Raw genomic sequence first — 17,777 nt, 5'->3', positions numbered from 1 at the left:
AAATTTGCTTTTTAAGTTCTTAAAGTTCTGTAACGACGTAGTTTTTAAACTTATTCTTATCGAAAACGAACATCATAGGATCCAGTTCCTGATTCTCTTTATACTCTTTAATGGCGATCACGGCTACATCTTTATTGCTTCCATGCTGTTCCAGTTTTACCATTTGCTTCTTTGCAGAGTCTACAAAAAGATAAACAAACTGTATTCCGTTTGCTTTCACCGGAGTAAGTTTAATGAAATCAGCATTCACTCCGTTCACCATTTTCTTACCGTTATAAGTTACATTATAGTCATTTCTGTAAGTGGTCAGATAGTTGATAGGGGAGAACATGGTACTGCTGCCATTCGGTTTTGCTACCGTTACTTCCATATCATCCGAATTGATGTTGTAGATTTTATTTCCATCGAAGATCTGCTCAGTATCCATAATCTTCAGTTTGTACTTTTCTCCTGCCACATAGTAGATACCAGGTTCCGTTTTTGTTACCTGCCCGTTCAGGCCACTTCCAAAAGAAAATTTGAAGTAAGAATTCTTTTTAGAATTGTAGTTGGCGGTAATATCATCCAATATCTTTTTAGCTTTAGCATCGATCTTTTGAGCATTCGCCATTCCTACAGCACCTACAACAAAACTTCCTAATATAACTTTTGAAATAATATTTTTCATTTTCTTATTTAATCTTTTAGATATTTTAAATTTTAAAGGGTTGAAATCATCTGTTTTCCCTTAGCTACGCAAATCTTCCAAAAACTGTTCCAAAGAATGAAGATCACTGATGATGACTTCTCTTGCCTTAGCTCCGTTGAAGCCTCCTACAATACCGCTGGCCTCAAGCTGATCCATAATTCTTCCGGCTCTGTTGTAGCCCAGTTTCAATTGTCTCTGAAGCATTGAAGTAGATCCCTGTTGCGTAGAAACAATAATTCTTGCAGCTTCTTCAAATAAGGCATCCTTTTCGTTAGGGTCAAAAGAACCTGCCGCTGAACTGTTGGCATCTTCAGAAACATATTCCGGTAGAAGGAAGGCGGATGAATATCCTTTTTGTTCCCCGATAAATTCGGCAATTCTTTCCACTTCCGGAGTATCTACGAATGCACACTGAAGTCTTAAAATTTCATTTCCGTTGAAGTAAAGCATATCCCCTTTACCGATCAGCTGATCTGCACCCGGAGAGTCAAGGATGGTTCTGGAGTCTACACTTGAAATTACTCTGAAGGCAGCTCTTGCAGGGAAGTTAGCTTTAATCATCCCCGTGATTACATTTACAGACGGTCTCTGTGTTGCCACGATCAGGTGAATACCAACGGCTCTTGCAAGCTGTGCCAGTCTGGCAATCGGTAATTCAACCTCTTTTCCGGCAGTCATGATAAGATCTGCAAACTCGTCTACTACCAATACGATATAAGGTAAATATCGGTGTCCGTTTTCCGGATTCAGTTTTCGCTCCGTAAACTTCTTGTTGTATTCTTTTAAATTTTTACAGAATGCGTTTTTAAGAAGATCATATCGGGTATCCATCTCAATACACAATGAATTCAGGGTATTGATTACTTTATTGGTGTCTGTGATGATCGCTTCTTCAGCATCAGGAAGTTTAGCCAGGTAATGTCTTTCAATTTTTGAATATAAAGAAAGTTCTACCTTCTTAGGGTCCACCATTACAAACTTAAGTTCACTAGGATGCTTTTTATAAAGAAGAGAGGTAAGAATTGCGTTAATACCAACAGACTTACCTTGTCCTGTAGCCCCTGCCATCAATAAGTGAGGCATTTTTGAAAGGTCAGCCATGAAGATTTCGTTGGAGATCGTTTTTCCGAAAACCACCGGAAGATCCATATCTGTATTTTGGAATTTCTGAGAAGCAATAACGGAACGCATAGACACCATGGTAGGGTTCTTTCTCGGTACTTCAATTCCTATCGTTCCTTTTCCTGGCATCGGAGCGATAATTCTGATTCCTAAAGCAGAAAGGTTCAGGGCAATATCATCCTGCAGCTTTTTAATGGCAGCAACTCTGATTCCGGCTTCCGGAACGATTTCGTATAAAGTAACTGTAGGCCCTATCGTTGCCTTGATCTCTGCGATTCCTACATTGAAATTCTTCAGAAGTCCAACAATCTTATTTTTATTTTCTTCTAATTCTTCTTTATTGATAGAAATTTCTTCGCTTCCGTAATCTTTTAACAGTTCTACAGGAGGCATCTGGAATTTGGCAAGATCCAGTTTATGATCATAAAGCCCATGCTTTTCTACAAGCTCCTGGGATTTTTTGTCAGAATCATCCAGAATATCAATTACCGGAGCAACTTCTACGTTAAATTTAATGTTTTCCTGTGCCGGTGCGGAAACGGAAGGCGTAACCGCAGGGGATGGGGTAGAAGGTCTAATATCGAAAGCTTCTTCCGGAGTTGATACCGGAACGATGGGTTTCGTAGAAAGATTCAGGCTTACAGGTTGAGAAACTTCTTTAGGTTCAGTTTCAAAAGAAGTATGATTAGGAGTGGTAATGGTTTCTATATCGGCAGCAACCTGTACTTTTGGAGCGCTTACTACAGGCTCCGGTTCTTTCATTTTATTGATCGGGTTCCCGGAAGCAGGCGTTGTAATCTCACTTACTGTAACATTAGGAGCAACTTCTTGTTCTTCTGTTTCCTCAATTTCTTCTTTCAGGTCTTCATCCGCTTCAAAGTCTTCATCAGAATCCGGCATCATAGATTTTACTTTTCCGATGGTATTTTCGTTGAGTGTATTCAGTTTTGCTTTGATTGAGCTTGGACGAAGATTAAATTCAAGGATAAAATACAAAAGAATGCTCGCGGCCAATACTGTCCACAAACCTACCGTTCCGATAATGGCATTCAGGTAATCCATGATCTGGTATCCATATACTCCTCCCAAAACTCCCTGTCCTTTGGTAAGAGTTCCCATGAAAATAGGAAGCCAGCAAATGAAAAACAGGGAATGCCCGATTGTTTTCCATGGCTTAAAGGTTTTTTTCTTCAGAATCAGCGTACCTACTACCAAAAATAAAAAGGCAATGATAAATGAGGCGATACCAATACTTTCAAATATGAAAATATTTCCTAACCAGTCGCCTGCTTTACCAAATATATTTGAAGATTTTATACTTTTGTCAAGCATGGTGCCTGCCTGGCTTTGGTCTGCTTTCCAGTTCATTAAATAAGAAATGAAGGATAAGGCAAGGACAGCAGAGAAAAGGATAAAAGTAAGCCCGAAAAAGATACGTGGCTTAGATAAAATTCTGCCTTTATCAGGCGATTCAGTCGGTTTTTTTTGTGTCTTTTTGTCCATAATATCAATGTCGCAAATTTAACGTTTTTTCAATACTAAAAGAATCTTTTTTTCTTCAAAAAACATTTTGCAATTCCCGATTTTTACTGCGATTATTTAAAATTGTGAAAAGAATATTTTTCGTTATTGTATGAAATAAAATAAGGCATTTTTTTTTGTTTTTCCAAATCCGTATCTGTTAAATTATATTAATTGATCGGTATTCCTTTGTTATAATGCTTGTAGAAGAGATAATAAATTTCTGTCCGGGATGATTTAACAATGAAAAATAATAAGTATTATGTAAATAATGGTTGATATTATTAAAATGTATGCACGGTTATTATTGTTGTATAGTTAATGTATTGGTGATATTAGTGAAAAATATTAATCATTTCTGATGAATGCGTTTTGTTTTGTTGAAAAAATATGTTATATCTTTGTAATAATATCAGGAAAATTTTAGATTTATTGATTGTACTGTTACAGCATCTTGATTGAGATCATTACTATGTTCATACACAGGCAATAAATCTTACTTTTTAATCCCTTCCATATTCCATTTATTCCTGTTAATTGGCATGTCTTTATTGATTCTGCTGATTTGAAAAATAAACGAGAACATTAAAAATACATCAATGAGAAAGCAGTTATTCTTTGTATTCTTGTTGGGTAACTGTACTTTGTGGGCACAATCTCCGGGGGGTATTTCCAACCACTTGCAGATATGGGTGAAAGCCGATGCGGGTACAGGTACAACGACAGACAATACACAGGTTTCCATATGGGAGAATCAAAAGACTGGTGGGGTAAACGGAATTGCCAACCAGGGAATGCCCGGCTATTATGCTGATCCGGGAATAACAGAGAGACCGGTTTATCGTACCGCAACGTCTATTCCGGGTTTCAATTTTAATCCGGCTATTGAGATTGTAAGCACCAATGGCTACAGGTCCGGGTATAAATTTCCTTCAGGATTTCCTGATAATACCACCCAGTCACTTACTTCTTATACCCATCTTACAAGAACTGCGTCTGCAACCTACAGAACGGTCTTCGTGATGAATGGTAATGCTCAGAGCTCCAATACCACCGACATTGCAGGTGTGTGGCAGTCTCCGTTTTTCGGAACAAAAACCAATCGTCCTGAATTTTATAATGAAAAAGAATTTGGAGATGTGTTTTTTGGGACAGATTTCATCAATACAGTAGAAAGTGAGACTCCCAGTATTCAGTCTTATTATAATGCTGTGGTCAATGGAGATGTGAAATATTTTTTTGATAATAACGGAGCGGTTTATGGCGGTCCTTCCAATGATGTTTCTTCCACTAAAAATTATCCGGGAATGGTTCTTTTGATGGATAATGACGGTGGGTCAGGTTCCAGTTCCCTGGCCGGGGACAGGATTGGAGAGTTTATTCTGTATTCGGAAACCCAGACTCCTGAAGAAAGACAACAGGTGAATTCTTACCTCGCTATAAAGTATGGAATCACTTTGCAGCAACCTCAAAATTATCTGAACGCCGATAAAAATATAACGTGGAACTCTGATCTGAATCCGGTTTTTAACAATAACATTTTTGGAATAGCGAGAGATGATATGTCGGTTTTGAACCAAAAGGTAAGTAACAGTATCAATGATGTGAATAACAGTATGCTTATACTGGCTACTACAAATAATTTTATTTTGCCTAATGCTGACCTCACCAGAATTGCCTTTGCTGAAGACAAAACATTTCTTGTGTTAGGAGATAATAATAATCAGGCTCTGCCTCTGAGCAATTTTGGAACGGCACCCGGAAAGATTATTCAGAGGAGCTGGCTGGCGCAGAGGACTAAAGATGCCGGTTCTGTATGGATTCAGGCTGATCTTTCAAGATATACGGATATACAGGCTACGGATAAAGTTCTGATGATCGTTGCGGATGATGCAGGATTTACACAAAATGTACAGGTGATCCCTGCAACAAGTAATGCTGGTGGCAAGGCCGTGTTCAATTATTCATTTCCGGCCAATCAATACTTTACATTTGGAACTAATGTTCAAACGTATTGTACCAAAGATCCTGCATCGGGAACTCCGGATGGGATCACGAAAATTGGAATCTCGGGACATACTCAGATACAGAACGGCTGGCCGGGGAATATTCCCAATGGGTTTCTGGCGCTTGAATCAAAAGACAAGGGAATGGTAATTACGAGAAGTGTTTCGGCAAATATTGCTTTGCCTGTGGAAGGAATGCTGATCTATGATACGGCAGATAAGTGTTTTAAGTTGTATAATGGCACAAGTTGGCATTGCATCGCCAGATCTTGTAATGATTAAAAAAGTGGAAAAATGAAAAAAATAATCACAATAGTCACACTATTTTATGTAGGGATATTATCAGCTCAGATCGCTGTTGAAAAACCTCAGGTTGATGGTGACGGTCTTTTAGACTTTGCTCCCAATACTACAAAAGGTATCTTATTGCCTATTGTTGAAACGCTTCCAATAAATGCAGCCGCAGGTACACTTTTGATGGATAAGAATGATCAGGTAATCAAGATGAATGTAGAGTCTGTATGGGTTCCGCTGAGTGATGCAGGTTCCGTTTCCGGAGCTGTTTTCAATACCAATAGTGAAATTGCAGGGCCCAACAGAATTATTATGGGGGCTGATACAACAACAGCTCGCGGCGTTTTGGTACTGGAGTCTTCCAATAAAGCACTCATTCTTCCTAAAGTGGATGCCCCTCATATAAATGTTAAAAATCCATATCCCGGTATGGTATGCTATGATACGGCCAGCAAAACGATGGCTGTATTTGACGGTTTGAAGTGGAGTTATTGGAAGTAGATTCTGCATTCCTTTATATAATAAATCAAAGGCTGTTTCAATTTCGAAACGGCTTTTTTTGATCAATAGAATTTTGTCTTCATTTTTTGAACTAGTTCAAAGGTCAGGAGATAGAGGCTGGATAACTTTGGGGCATAAAATTCAATCAATGAAAAACAAACTTCAACGTTTACTGACGGTATGCCTGATTTTAATTTCTACACTATCAATCAACGCACAACAAAAAAGAAAAATGGAAAACACTGCATTATTAATTATCGATGTACAAAATGATTATTTCCCGGGAGGGAAAATGACCTTAGCAAAAGCTGAGCAGGCTGGAGAAAACACGAAAAAAGTTCTGGAATATTTCAGGAAAAACAATCTTCCGGTAGTTCATATTAAACATATTTCAACCAATGATGGGGCTACATTTTTCCTCTCGGGAACTTCCGGAGCAGAGATCAGTTCACTGGTTTCTCCACAGGCAGATGAAAAAGTCATCATTAAACATTTTCCGAACAGCTTCCGAGAAACAGATCTTCTGGAATATTTGCAGTCCAAAAAGATAAAAAATCTTGTGATAACGGGAATGATGACAGATGTCTGTGTGGAGTCAACAACAAGGGCTGCATTTGATTTTGGTTTTAGTAATACGATCATTGGAGATGCTACAGCGACAAGGGACCGAGAGTTGGACCATGAGATTATTAAAGCTGAAGATATTCAGAAATCATTTCTGGCTGGAATATCGGCGTTGGGAAATCTCTATGCCCGCATCATTAATGCTCATGATGTTGTGAATGAAAAATAACTTAACATAACTTATTATTATAAAGGTGTCATTTATTTTGATACCTTTATTTCTGTATATAAAGAGTCATGTCCCATTTACTTTACCAAAATATCAGCCGATACATTCATCTTTCAGAAGAGGAGTTTAATCAGTTTGCGAAACCGTTTGAATTAAAAAAGATTAAAAAGAAAGAAACTGTTCTCCGGGAAGGCGATTATTGTTTTTTTGAAGGATTTGTGCTGAATGGATGCTTCAAAGTATACTATCTGAACGAAAACGGACTTGAGCAGACTTTGTATTTTGCCGTGGAAGGCTGGTGGATTACGGATATAGATAGTCTGATCAATCATGTTCCCAGTACCCTGAATATTGAAGCGCTTGAAGACAGTGAAGTGCTGATGATTTCCCAGAAAGACAAAGAACAGCTGTACGAAAATATGCCCCGGATCGAAAAACTCTTCAGGATTATGAATCAGAATGCTTCAGTGGCGCTTCAACGAAGAATTCTTTCCTTAACGGGGAAAACCGCAGATAAACGCTATCTTGAATTCCTCCAAAAATACCCGGGATTAGAACAAAGGCTTACCCAGCAGCAAGTGGCTTCCTATCTTGGGATTACTCATGAATTTTTAAGCAAAATCAGAAAGAAGATGTCATTGGAAAAATAGGTATATTGCTGCATATTTCTATGTCATATAAGGGATTATATTCAATATGATAGAAAATCTTAATTAATAACCAGTTGAATACTTTTTAAATGGAATTATTTGGTGTCCCAGGAATTTTTATTTTTTTATTTTTATCATTGATCAGACCTTTAACGGTTTTTTTTCATGAAATGGGGCATGCTGTCACAGGTTGGTTGATCACAAGAAAAAAAGTATATGTTTTTATAGGTTCTTATGGAAATAAGGATAACAGTTTTCTCTTTAATTTCAAGGATTTTTCTTTTTATATATTTAAAAATCCACTTACATGGGGAAGAGGACTTTGTGAAACTGAAGAAAAAAGATTTTCCGTCAACATGCAAATTTTATATGCATTTGGTGGACCAGTTACTTCTCTATTATTAGCGTTGCTATCTTATTTCATAATTTCAAATAGTCAATTTTTTACTTTATTTTTCATTGTCTTAATGGTTTCTTCAGCAATTGACTTTTTAATAAATATTTTTCCGAATCAGAAGACTATTTACATGGATGATGGAAGACCAATATTTAATGATGGGAGGGCTATTATTAATCTTATTCGTCAGAGAAAACTACCTAAAGAATATACCGAAGGAATATATCAATTTCACGAGAAGAAGTATCAGGAAGCAGCATCAATCTTTGATAGTTTATTGCAGGAATCGAAAGATCTCAATATCTACAGGATGGCAATAGCCTCTCATATCAATGGTAAGAACTTTGAAAAAGCAAAAGAAAGAGCCATTAAATTTAAAGAAAACAATCCTTCTATGACTGCTGATGACTGGACAAATTTTGCATTGACTTTTACTAAAACAGGTGCGTTAGCAGAATCTCTTGAATATTATGATAAGGCCTTGAAAATGAATCCTGATAACAAATTTGCTTTAAATAATAAAGGATATACATTAATTCTCCTTCAAAAATATGAAAATGCTATACCTTTATTAAACAAAGCTATTTCAGTGGACGAAAAATTTTCATATTCTTACAATAATCGCGGACTTGCAAAAATTAACTTAGGGTTCTATGAAGAAGGACTTAAGGATATTGAAAATTCATTAAAGCTTGATTCTCAAAATGCCGATGCGTACAAGAATTTAGGAATTTATCACATGAAAAAAATGGAGTATCAGGAGGCATTGGATTTGTTTTTAAAAGCGAAAAAAATGGATGAATCGCTCTCTGGAATTGATACTTTAATAGTAGAAATAAAATCAGAAATAGAGGCGGGTTACAGGTCTGAGTTGTAACGGGTTTTATTCCAGTGGATTGTCTTGAAAATGATAAATAAGAAATAGAGTTTCTCAATCATTCGGATAGGTAATATAAATTCGAATTTTCACCTTTTTAAAAATTGAATTTTTCCTAATATTTTTGGGCTTATTAAGAATGTTTCAAAATAAGCAAAACGGAGGCCAAAATGACAAATAACAGCTTTTTTTACCTCCTTTGTAGTTTATCATCCTTATTTTTGCATGTCAAGTACATATAAATCATGAAGAAGCTCCAAGATATTATTATCTCAACCAGGACAATGGCTGTATTGTTACTGGTGTATGCATTCGCAATGGCCTATGCAACGTTCTTAGAAAACGACTACGGAACTCCTACAGCAAAAGCATTAATTTATGAGGCGAAATGGTTTGAACTGATCATGGTCCTGCTCATTCTCAACTTCATAGGAAATATCGGAAGATACAGACTATGGAAAAAGGATAAATGGCCGGTTTTGGTTTTTCACCTTGCCTTTGTTTTCATTTTCATCGGTGGTGCTATTACCAGATACATCAGTTTCGAAGGACAGATGCGTATCAGAGAAGGAGAGACCTCCAATGAGATCATAACGGATAAAACTTTCCTTAAGATCCAAATTGAGGAAAAAGGGGATGTTCTTAACTATCAGGATATTCCTTATCTAATGTCTCCATTGCACAAAGATCTGCAGGCTACCTATGACTTCCACGGAAAAGAAGTAAAAGTTTTCGCAAAAGAATATATTCAAAGAAAAAAAGACAGCCTGATTGCTGAGCCGAACGGAACTGAATATCTTCACCTTGTTTCCACAGGAAATACCGGTAGACAGAATATCTACATCAAACCGGGAGAAACAAAATCAATTAACGGAACTTTAGTAACGTTCAACAGAGCTATCGATGGTGCTGTAGAATTCAGAAATGATGGTGGCAAACTATCAATCAAAACTCCTGTTGATGCAAACTATATGACCATGGCAACGCAGGCAACCGGAACCACCAAGAAAGATGAATTCCAGCCATTGGCATTGAGAAGTTTATATACGATCAACGAATTGAAGCTTGTAGTACCTGAAGGTCTTAAAAAAGGAAGACTGATGGCTATTGAAGGAGACAGAAAGAAAGATGCAAACGTTCCGGATATGCTTCAGGTTGAATTACAAGGGCCAAAAACAAAACAGATTGTTGACCTTTCTGTAGAAAAAGGAAATCCAAACGCTTACAAACAAATTACAATGGACGGATTGAACATTATGCTTGGATTCGGACCAAAAGTATACAACACTCCTTTCGCATTGAAATTAGACGATTTCGTAATGGAAACGTATCCTGGAAGTAGCTCTCCAAGTGCTTACGAAAGCCACGTGAAAATCGTTGATGAAGGGAAAGAAACCCCTTATAAAATCTATATGAACCACGTTCTAAACTATAAAGGATACCGTTTCTTCCAGTCAAGTTTTGATCCGGACAGAATGGGAACCGTATTATCGGTAAACCATGATTATTGGGGAACTTTGATTTCTTATATCGGATATGCATTGTTGTTCTTAGGAATGTTTGTGATCTTCTTCTGGAAAGGAACACACTTCTGGAAATTAAGTAAAATGCTGACAGACGTTAACAAAAAGAAGGCTGCAGCAGTGCTTTTAATATTCCTGAGCTTAGGGTTGAATGCACAGAAAATTGAAACTCATGGTACAACAGACGGAAGCAGAGAGCACGTTCATGTAGAGGGAGATAACCATTCTCATACTCCGGCTCCGGCACCTCAACCGCTTGATGGTGCTGCTCCAAAACAAAATTCATTGGCAACTCCAATGAGTAAAATGAGATCAATTACTCCTGATGAGATCATTGCGAGAAATAAAATCAGCAAAGAACATGCAGAAAAATTCGGGTATCTTTTAGTTCAGAGTTTTGAAGGAAGAATTGTTCCGATCAATACACAGGCTTTAGATATTTTAAGAAAACTTTACAAACATGATAGCTTCAAAGGGACAGACGGAAAATCTCTGACTGCTAACCAATGGTTCCTTTCTATCAATACAGATACTCCAAGCTGGACAATGGTTCCTATTATCAAAGTAGGACCTAAAGGAGGAGACGAACTGAAGAATAAGACGAAAGCTGATGAAGACGGATATACTTCGTTGATGAACCTTTTCCCAGCGGATGCAAATGGTAATTTAACATACATTCTTGAGCATGATTATAATACGGCTTTCCGTAAGAAACCTGCTGAACAGACCAATTATGATAAAGAAGTAATTGCTGTAAACGAAAGAGTACAGATCTTCAATGAATTCTTCAGCGGTCAGTTTATGAGAATTGTTCCTGTAAAGAATGATGCCAACCACACATGGCATTCATGGCTGGATCAAAAATTTGAACCGGACATGGAATCTCAGCAGGTAATGGGACCTTATTTTGCTGAAGTTTTAACAGCACAAAAAACAGGCAACTGGAGTAAAGCAGATACAGAATTGACAAAGCTTTCAGACTACCAGCAAAAATGGGGGAAAGCAGTAGTTCCTGCAAAATCTAAAGTTGATCTTGAGGTTTTCATGAATAAAGCGGATATTAACTTCAAATTATTGATCTTCTATACCATCATAGGCGGACTTATTCTTGTTTTAGGATTTGTAGAATTATTCAAACCTAACAGAATATTAAAGAAAGCGATCAAAGCAACTATTTATATTGGACTAGTTGGGTATATTTGTCATTTCCTGGGTCTTGTGGCAAGATGGTATATTTCAGGACACGCTCCTTGGAGTAACGGATATGAAGCGATTATCTTCATCTCATGGGTCGGTATTACTGCCGGTTTGATGTTCTATTTTGGATTTAGAAAACCTAGTCTGGAGCAAAGAACAGCATTAGCCGTGGGAAAATTAGTGAATCCTAAAGGTGAAGCTGGTGTAAACGCTTTGATTCCTGCATCCGGATTTATGGTAGCTGTAATTATGATGGGATTTGCTCACGGAGGTTCAGCACTTGATCCACAGATCACGCCGCTTGTTCCGGTATTGAAATCTTACTGGCTGATCGTTCACGTAGCGATTATTACGTCAAGCTACGGTTTCTTTGCTCTTTCAATGATCATTGCTGTAATCTCATTGGTATTCTATATTATTTCCAATAAAGATACTTATAAGATTCATCATGATACAACTCTGAAAGAATTAGTAGTCGTTTCTGAAATGTCCTTAACAATTGGTCTTTTTGCACTTACTGTAGGAAACTTCTTAGGAGGGATCTGGGCCAACGAATCATGGGGAAGATACTGGAGTTGGGACCCTAAAGAAACATGGGCGTTCATCTCCATCATGGTCTATGCTTTTGTATTGCACATGAGATTAGTCCCTGGATTGAGAAGCAGATGGGCATTCCACGTAGCAGCCATGTTTGCATTCTGTTCGATGGTAATGACCTATTTCGGGGTAAACTATTACCTGAGTGGTCTTCACTCTTACGCAGCAGGAGATCCGGTACCGGTGCCAGCTTGGGTATACATCGGAATTGCGACAATGATTACCTTATCAGCAGTTTCTTACTTCAAGTTTAAAAAGCTTACGAAGAAATAGACTTCAGACATATAAAGAAATCCCGGAATACATTTTCCGGGATTTTTTGTTTATAATGAGCCTTGTTTTCTGCATATTTGTTGTAGGTAAAAACGTTTTTAAAGGGAGAAATATTGAAATTTAAGCAATCATTCAACCCCTGATAAAATATTATTTAATTGTATCTTTGTAAATATGGATCCGGAGAAGAAAAATAAATATAAAACAGCGTTTAAAAAGGCACTGGATGTCTTTACTGACAAGCTTGAAAAATATGTTTCCACAGAAAACGGCGAGTGGTCAATAAAAGGTTTTATTGATGTCTATAAAAATATCTATACTATTTCATCAGATACTAAGATTATTTCGAAAATTTTAGAAATCCATATTTTCCCTCAGATTATTCAGTTTGCAGAAGAAAATGGATATAATATTATACTGACTGAGCATCAGAACTATTATCCGGATCTTACGTTTGTTCATAAAGAAGATGAAACTATAAAATTCGCTGTTGATCTAAAAACAACTTACAGAAAGAAAAGTGGGATTTCCAGTTTTACTTTGGGAAGCCATGGAAGCTATTTCAAAGAAAGGGAGAAGAAAAAAAACATTCAGTTCCCATACAATGAATATCTGGCCCATTTTTGTCTGGGGGTGATTTATACACGAACAGATGAAGAAGATGATGTTTCTGAGACCGAAATTTATCAGGTTGAGGAGCTTCAGGAAAAGGATGAAAAACCGGTCAAAAAAGTAGGTGACAGAGAAGTGATAGCTGTAAAAGATTTTAAATCCATTACCTCTGTGATAAAAAATTTCGAATTTTTTGTAGCCGAAAAATGGAAAATTGCCAGTGATAAACAAGGCTCAGGAAATACCGCCAATATTGGAGCTACGCTCAGTATTGATGACTTGAGAAATGAAAATGGAATTTTTAGCCAGTTGGGAGAAGAATGGTTTGATGAATACTGGATGAATTATGGTACTGCTACCATGGTAAAAGACGGGAACCCATCAAAAATTACATCTCTCAAATATTTTTTGGAGTTTAAAGGAAGAAAAGATTTAGAGGCTAAAATTGTAGATAGAAAAGCAAGTAAAAAAAAAAGAAATGAAAGTAATAGTTCCGCCAATAAAAAGTCAGGGGATAAAGACCAAATTGGTACCCTGGATTTTGGACATAGCTCCTAAAGTTGATGGGAAATGGATAGAACCATTTTTGGGTACAGGGGTGGTGGCCCTCAATTCAGGATATAAAAAAGCTATTTTAAACGATACGAATCCCCATATCATCAATTTTTATAAAGGGATTCAAAAGAAGGAAATTACGGCCTCTCTGATGAAAAGTTATCTCGAGAAAGAAGGAGCCATTTTAAGCAGTGCCGAAAATAATGGATATGAACATTATCTTCATGTTCGTTCCCGTTTTAATGCAGGAGAATTTTCACCTTATGACTTTATTTTCCTTTCAAGAGCAGGATTTAATGGGATGATGCGCTTTAATAAAAACGGGCAGTGGAACATTCCTTTTTGTAAAAAACCGGATAGATTTGCCCAGGCTTATATTACAAAAATAACCAATCAGGTATCTGCTGCAGCCCAGATTATTCAGGAAGAACCGGATTGGACGTTTCATAATAAATCATTTGCCGATATTATTCCATTAGCCACTGAAAATGATATTATTTATTGTGATCCCCCTTATTACGGCAGACATGTTGACTATTATAATGGCTGGACAGAGCAGGACGAAGAGCTTCTATTCAATTTACTGAAAGAAACAAAAGCTAAGTTTATACTTTCAACCTGGCATCATAATGACTGGCGTGAGAATGAAATGATCGGAAAATTCTGGAACCAATTCAATGTTGTTACAAAAGATCACTTTTATCATAATGGGGGCAGCATCGAGAACAGACGTACAGTGGTGGAAGCGCTTATTTGCAATTTTGATGTGGGACATTTCGATCCGCACAATCATAGCACAAAAGACAAAGCAAAACTTGAACAATTAGAAATTAACTGGAACAATGAATTAATCTCTTAACTTAAGATTAAAAGAATAATGAATAAAGGCTTTATAATAAATTACATTATAAAGCTTTTTTATTTGCATGATTGACAAAATTGTAACTATCTTTAAGATATCAAAATAATATCAAAATAAAAATTCAATCATGGAAAAAACACTAAAACCCATGTCGGGTTATCTTACCTTAGTCATTTGCCTGGCGTTGTTTGCTGCAGCAGTTTACTTCTTTATCAGTGGCGTTGATCAGAGTATTACTTTCGTTGTGATCGCTATGCTTTGCTTTCTGTTGTCATGCTTTTTCTTAAAAGGCTTAATGATCATTCAGCCTAACCACTCCAGAGTGTTGAACTTCTTCGGAAAATATGTAGGAAGTGTCAAAGAGAACGGATTATTCTTTATCAATCCTTTATATTCATCACAGAAAATATCTTTACGTTCCGAAAACCTTCAGGGGCAGACTTTGAAAGTAAATGATAAAATGGGTAACCCTATTGAAATTGCTGTAGTGATTGTATGGAAAGTAGGAGATACTTACAAGGCAGCCTTTGATGTAGAACGCTATTCAGACTTTGTAAAAATGCAGAGTGAAGCCGCTGTAAGACATTTGGCCATGAGCTTTCCTTATGATAACTTAGAAGATGATCATGCTCCGATCACGTTGAGAGAAGGAGGGGATAAAATCAATTCTATTTTGGAACAGGAACTTACAGACCGTCTTTCAAAAGCAGGAATTGTGATTCAGGAGGCCCGAATTTCTCACTTAGCGTACGCTTCTGAAATTGCGGGAGCAATGCTTCAAAGACAGCAGGCAACTGCTATTGTGGCAGCAAGAACAAAAATCGTGGAAGGTGCTGTAGGAATGGTAGACCTTGCCCTGAAAAAGCTCTCTGAAGATAATATTGTAGAACTTGATGATGAGAGAAAAGCAGCAATGGTAAGCAACTTAATGGTAGTTCTTTGCGGAGAAAAAGCGGCAACGCCTATTCTGAATGCAGGAACACTTTACAATTAAGAACAAAAGATTTATAAGTGAAATTTTAATGTAGGAAAATCTGCACTGAAATAATTGAGAATAATCATCTTAGAGAAATAGAGAACATGAAAGTAGAAAAAACTCAGAACTCTTCAGAAGCCAAAGGTAAAAAGACCTTTGTCATAAGAATAGATGAGTCGACATATAAACTTCTTGAAAAATGGGCCAATGATGAATTCAGAAGTGTGAATGGGCAGATTGAATATCTATTACATCAAAGCCTGGTCAATGCAGGAAGAAAGAAAAAAGACTGACTTGGAAAGGGCAATTTTTGAGGTTTTAAAAGTGTTTTCGGAGATTAAAGAAATGAAAATCGGTGAATGATCCCGAATTTTAAATTGCAGAAAACATAAAAAAGACCCATTTTTTGAACTTTTCAATGAAAAAATAACAATTCGGTTAATTTACTACAAAAAGAAAGCAGAGAAATTTTTCTCTGCTTTTTTATTTCATACAACTCTGAAGAGTATCTGCTCCAAAGTAGAATATTACGAGCCAAACCAAGCCTTTAATGGTAAAGAAAGCCAATCCTGCCCATCCTACACGCTTGAACCACTTTTTAAACTTTGAGTTATTTTCTTGTGAATTTTCCATTGGTGAATATCAAAATGATTACCCTGCAAAGATAAGCATGTTTATAATTAGTCCAAATAAAAAGCGTATTAAAAATTAAAGTTTTGAGGTTCGCATAATATTTTTATCTTTAGAGAGAACGAAAAGTAAGATTTTATGTCAAAAAAAGTAAAGGATTTCGGAATCGAAAAAACACTAAAAAACTTAGGTATTAAAGAAGAAAATAAAGGTACCTCAGTAGGCGGAAAATATTTCGCTTCAGGAAAGGTGATCGAAAGCATCTCTCCTGTAGACGGAAAACTGATCGCCAAAGTAAAAACTTCCGGAGAAAGTGATTATGACAAAGTAATTGAAACGGCTCAAAAGGCATTTCAGGAATTCAGACTGATCCCGGCTCCTAAAAGAGGAGAGATCGTAAGACAGCTGGGATTGAAATTAAGAGAATATAAAGAAGATCTTGGTAAACTTGTTTCCTACGAAATGGGTAAATCATTACAGGAAGGCCTTGGAGAAGTGCAGGAAATGATCGACATCTGTGATTTTGCAGTAGGACTTTCCAGACAGCTTCAGGGATATACAATGCACTCTGAAAGACCTGGTCACAGAATGTACGAACAATATCATCCGCTTGGAGTAGTGGGAATCATCACAGCATTCAACTTCCCGGTAGCAGTATGGTCATGGAATACAGCATTGGCATGGATCTGTGGTAATGTTACCATCTGGAAGCCGTCTGAAAAGACTCCGCTTTGTGCTGTAGCATGCCAGAACATTATGGCTGAAGTTCTGAAAGAGAATAATCTTCCTGAAGGAATTTCGAGCGTATTGATCGCTGACCATGAAATCGGACAGAAATTGGTAGATGATAAGAGAGTTGCCCTGGTATCTTTCACAGGTTCTACAAGAGTAGGAAGAATGGTTTCTTCCAAAGTAGCAGAAAGATTCGGAAAATCGATTCTTGAATTAGGAGGGAATAATGCTATTATCATCACGAAAGAAGCAGATATTGATATGTCAATTATCGGAGCCGTTTTCGGAGCAGTAGGAACAGCAGGACAGAGATGTACTTCCACAAGAAGACTGATTATTCACGAAAGTGTTTATGATGAAGTAAAAACAAGATTGGCTAAAGCATACGGTCAGCTGAAGATCGGAAATCCATTGGATGAAAAGAACCATGTAGGTCCTTTGATCGATACAGATGCGGTGAACCAGTATGAAGAAGCAATCAAGAAATGTAAAAAAGAGGGCGGAAAATTCGTTGTTGAAGGGGGTGTTTTATCCGGTAAAGATTACGAGTCCGGATGCTACGTGAAGCCTTGCGTTGCTGAAGTGAAAAACTCTTACGAGATTGTTCAGCATGAAACATTTGCTCCAATTCTATATTTAATCAAATACAAAACGTTAGAAGAAGCGATCGCTATTCAGAATGATGTTCCGCAGGGACTTTCTTCTGCGATCATGACCCAGAACTTAAGAGAAGCAGAATTGTTCCTTTCTCATGCAGGTTCAGATTGTGGTATTGCGAACGTAAACATTGGAACTTCAGGAGCAGAAATCGGAGGCGCGTTCGGAGGTGAAAAAGAAACCGGAGGCGGAAGAGAATCCGGATCTGATGCCTGGAAGTACTATATGAGAAGACAAACCAATACTATAAATTACACCGCACAACTTCCTTTAGCACAAGGGATTAAATTTGATTTATAAAAGCTTTACTTAAA

General features: G+C 37.1%; 14 protein-coding genes. 11 read left to right on the top strand and 3 right to left on the bottom strand.

Annotation, left to right across the window (positions count from 1 at the left end; all coding sequences use genetic code 11):
• Nucleotides 1-19: 19 nt before the first annotated feature.
• Both lolA1 and AC106K_RS07200 read right to left on the bottom strand, forming a co-directional pair.
• Nucleotides 20-667, bottom strand: a complete 648-nt coding sequence (gene lolA1 / locus AC106K_RS07205) for an outer membrane lipoprotein periplasmic chaperone LolA1 (protein WP_047099165.1) — start codon at nucleotides 665-667, stop codon at nucleotides 20-22.
• Nucleotides 668-727: 60 nt separating this feature from the next.
• Complete coding sequence (locus AC106K_RS07200; protein WP_482444091.1) at nucleotides 728-3,313, bottom strand: FtsK/SpoIIIE family DNA translocase; 2,586 nt, start codon at nucleotides 3,311-3,313, stop codon at nucleotides 728-730.
• A 617-nt stretch (nucleotides 3,314-3,930) separates the two neighbouring features.
• Here AC106K_RS07200 and AC106K_RS07195 point away from each other — a divergent pair.
• The 10 genes from AC106K_RS07195 to AC106K_RS07150 all read left to right on the top strand — a co-directional run bounded on the left by AC106K_RS07195 (nucleotide 3,931) and on the right by AC106K_RS07150 (nucleotide 15,737).
• Nucleotides 3,931-5,619 (top strand): DUF8202 domain-containing protein, encoded by a 1,689-nt coding sequence (locus AC106K_RS07195; RefSeq protein ID WP_482444089.1) that lies wholly within the window; start codon nucleotides 3,931-3,933, stop codon nucleotides 5,617-5,619.
• 12 nt (nucleotides 5,620-5,631) lie between these two features.
• Nucleotides 5,632-6,132 (top strand): hypothetical protein, encoded by a 501-nt coding sequence (locus AC106K_RS07190; RefSeq protein ID WP_482444088.1) that lies wholly within the window; start codon nucleotides 5,632-5,634, stop codon nucleotides 6,130-6,132.
• 148 nt (nucleotides 6,133-6,280) lie between these two features.
• The gene (locus tag AC106K_RS07185; protein WP_482444086.1) at nucleotides 6,281-6,925 is read left to right on the top strand and encodes a cysteine hydrolase family protein; all 645 of its coding nucleotides are present in this window, start codon (nucleotides 6,281-6,283) and stop codon (nucleotides 6,923-6,925) included.
• Between the two features lie 68 nt (nucleotides 6,926-6,993).
• A complete protein-coding gene (locus AC106K_RS07180; protein WP_482444085.1) occupies nucleotides 6,994-7,575 on the top strand; it encodes a Crp/Fnr family transcriptional regulator in 582 nt (193 codons plus the stop codon).
• 89 nt (nucleotides 7,576-7,664) lie between these two features.
• Nucleotides 7,665-8,849 carry a M50 family metallopeptidase gene (locus AC106K_RS07175; RefSeq protein WP_482444084.1) on the top strand — a complete coding sequence of 395 codons (1,185 nt, stop codon included), beginning with the start codon at nucleotides 7,665-7,667 and terminating at the stop codon, nucleotides 8,847-8,849.
• Nucleotides 8,850-9,094: 245 nt separating this feature from the next.
• Nucleotides 9,095-12,439, top strand: a complete 3,345-nt coding sequence (ccsA, locus tag AC106K_RS07170; protein WP_482444083.1) for a cytochrome c biogenesis protein CcsA — start codon at nucleotides 9,095-9,097, stop codon at nucleotides 12,437-12,439.
• A 174-nt stretch (nucleotides 12,440-12,613) separates the two neighbouring features.
• The gene (locus AC106K_RS07165; RefSeq protein ID WP_482444081.1) at nucleotides 12,614-13,609 is read left to right on the top strand and encodes a type II restriction endonuclease; all 996 of its coding nucleotides are present in this window, start codon (nucleotides 12,614-12,616) and stop codon (nucleotides 13,607-13,609) included.
• Complete coding sequence (locus tag AC106K_RS07160) at nucleotides 13,530-14,465, top strand: DNA adenine methylase (protein ID WP_482444079.1); 936 nt, start codon at nucleotides 13,530-13,532, stop codon at nucleotides 14,463-14,465. The genes AC106K_RS07165 and AC106K_RS07160 overlap by 80 nt, the downstream gene beginning before the upstream one ends.
• 130 nt (nucleotides 14,466-14,595) lie before the next feature.
• Nucleotides 14,596-15,462, top strand: coding sequence for an SPFH domain-containing protein (locus AC106K_RS07155; RefSeq protein ID WP_047099169.1), 867 nt, complete (start codon nucleotides 14,596-14,598; stop codon nucleotides 15,460-15,462).
• A gap of 86 nt (nucleotides 15,463-15,548) precedes the next feature.
• Nucleotides 15,549-15,737 (top strand): type II toxin-antitoxin system antitoxin, encoded by a 189-nt coding sequence (locus AC106K_RS07150; RefSeq protein WP_482444078.1) that lies wholly within the window; start codon nucleotides 15,549-15,551, stop codon nucleotides 15,735-15,737.
• 190 nt (nucleotides 15,738-15,927) lie between these two features.
• Here the strand turns inward: AC106K_RS07150 and AC106K_RS07145 are convergent, their stop codons facing one another.
• On the bottom strand, nucleotides 15,928-16,077 hold the full coding sequence (locus AC106K_RS07145) for a hypothetical protein (RefSeq protein WP_312303825.1): 150 nt from the start codon (nucleotides 16,075-16,077) through the stop codon (nucleotides 15,928-15,930).
• A gap of 135 nt (nucleotides 16,078-16,212) precedes the next feature.
• Here AC106K_RS07145 and amaB point away from each other — a divergent pair, with 135 nt between their 5' ends.
• Nucleotides 16,213-17,763 (top strand): L-piperidine-6-carboxylate dehydrogenase, encoded by a 1,551-nt coding sequence (amaB, locus tag AC106K_RS07140; protein WP_047099173.1) that lies wholly within the window; start codon nucleotides 16,213-16,215, stop codon nucleotides 17,761-17,763.
• Nucleotides 17,764-17,777 lie beyond the last annotated feature (14 nt).

Source organism: Chryseobacterium sp. FR048 (assembly GCF_056844665.1).
Note: the sequence above shows the minus strand (reverse complement) of the source record. Positions and strands in the feature narration are given on the sequence as shown.

Bases quoted from the DNA above. Each gene is read 5' to 3' on its own strand.
- lolA1 (WP_047099165.1), bottom strand. From the start codon at position 667: ATGAAAAATATTATTTCAAAAGTTATATTAGGAAGTTTTGTTGTAGGT.
- AC106K_RS07200 (WP_482444091.1), bottom strand. From the start codon at position 3,313: ATGGACAAAAAGACACAAAAAAAACCGACTGAATCGCCTGATAAAGGC.
- AC106K_RS07195 (WP_482444089.1), top strand. From the start codon at position 3,931: ATGAGAAAGCAGTTATTCTTTGTATTCTTGTTGGGTAACTGTACTTTG.
- AC106K_RS07190 (WP_482444088.1), top strand. From the start codon at position 5,632: ATGAAAAAAATAATCACAATAGTCACACTATTTTATGTAGGGATATTA.
- AC106K_RS07185 (WP_482444086.1), top strand. From the start codon at position 6,281: ATGAAAAACAAACTTCAACGTTTACTGACGGTATGCCTGATTTTAATT.
- AC106K_RS07180 (WP_482444085.1), top strand. From the start codon at position 6,994: ATGTCCCATTTACTTTACCAAAATATCAGCCGATACATTCATCTTTCA.
- AC106K_RS07175 (WP_482444084.1), top strand. From the start codon at position 7,665: ATGGAATTATTTGGTGTCCCAGGAATTTTTATTTTTTTATTTTTATCA.
- ccsA (WP_482444083.1), top strand. From the start codon at position 9,095: ATGAAGAAGCTCCAAGATATTATTATCTCAACCAGGACAATGGCTGTA.
- AC106K_RS07165 (WP_482444081.1), top strand. From the start codon at position 12,614: ATGGATCCGGAGAAGAAAAATAAATATAAAACAGCGTTTAAAAAGGCA.
- AC106K_RS07160 (WP_482444079.1), top strand. From the start codon at position 13,530: ATGAAAGTAATAGTTCCGCCAATAAAAAGTCAGGGGATAAAGACCAAA.
- AC106K_RS07155 (WP_047099169.1), top strand. From the start codon at position 14,596: ATGGAAAAAACACTAAAACCCATGTCGGGTTATCTTACCTTAGTCATT.
- AC106K_RS07150 (WP_482444078.1), top strand. From the start codon at position 15,549: ATGAAAGTAGAAAAAACTCAGAACTCTTCAGAAGCCAAAGGTAAAAAG.
- AC106K_RS07145 (WP_312303825.1), bottom strand. From the start codon at position 16,077: ATGGAAAATTCACAAGAAAATAACTCAAAGTTTAAAAAGTGGTTCAAG.
- amaB (WP_047099173.1), top strand. From the start codon at position 16,213: ATGTCAAAAAAAGTAAAGGATTTCGGAATCGAAAAAACACTAAAAAAC.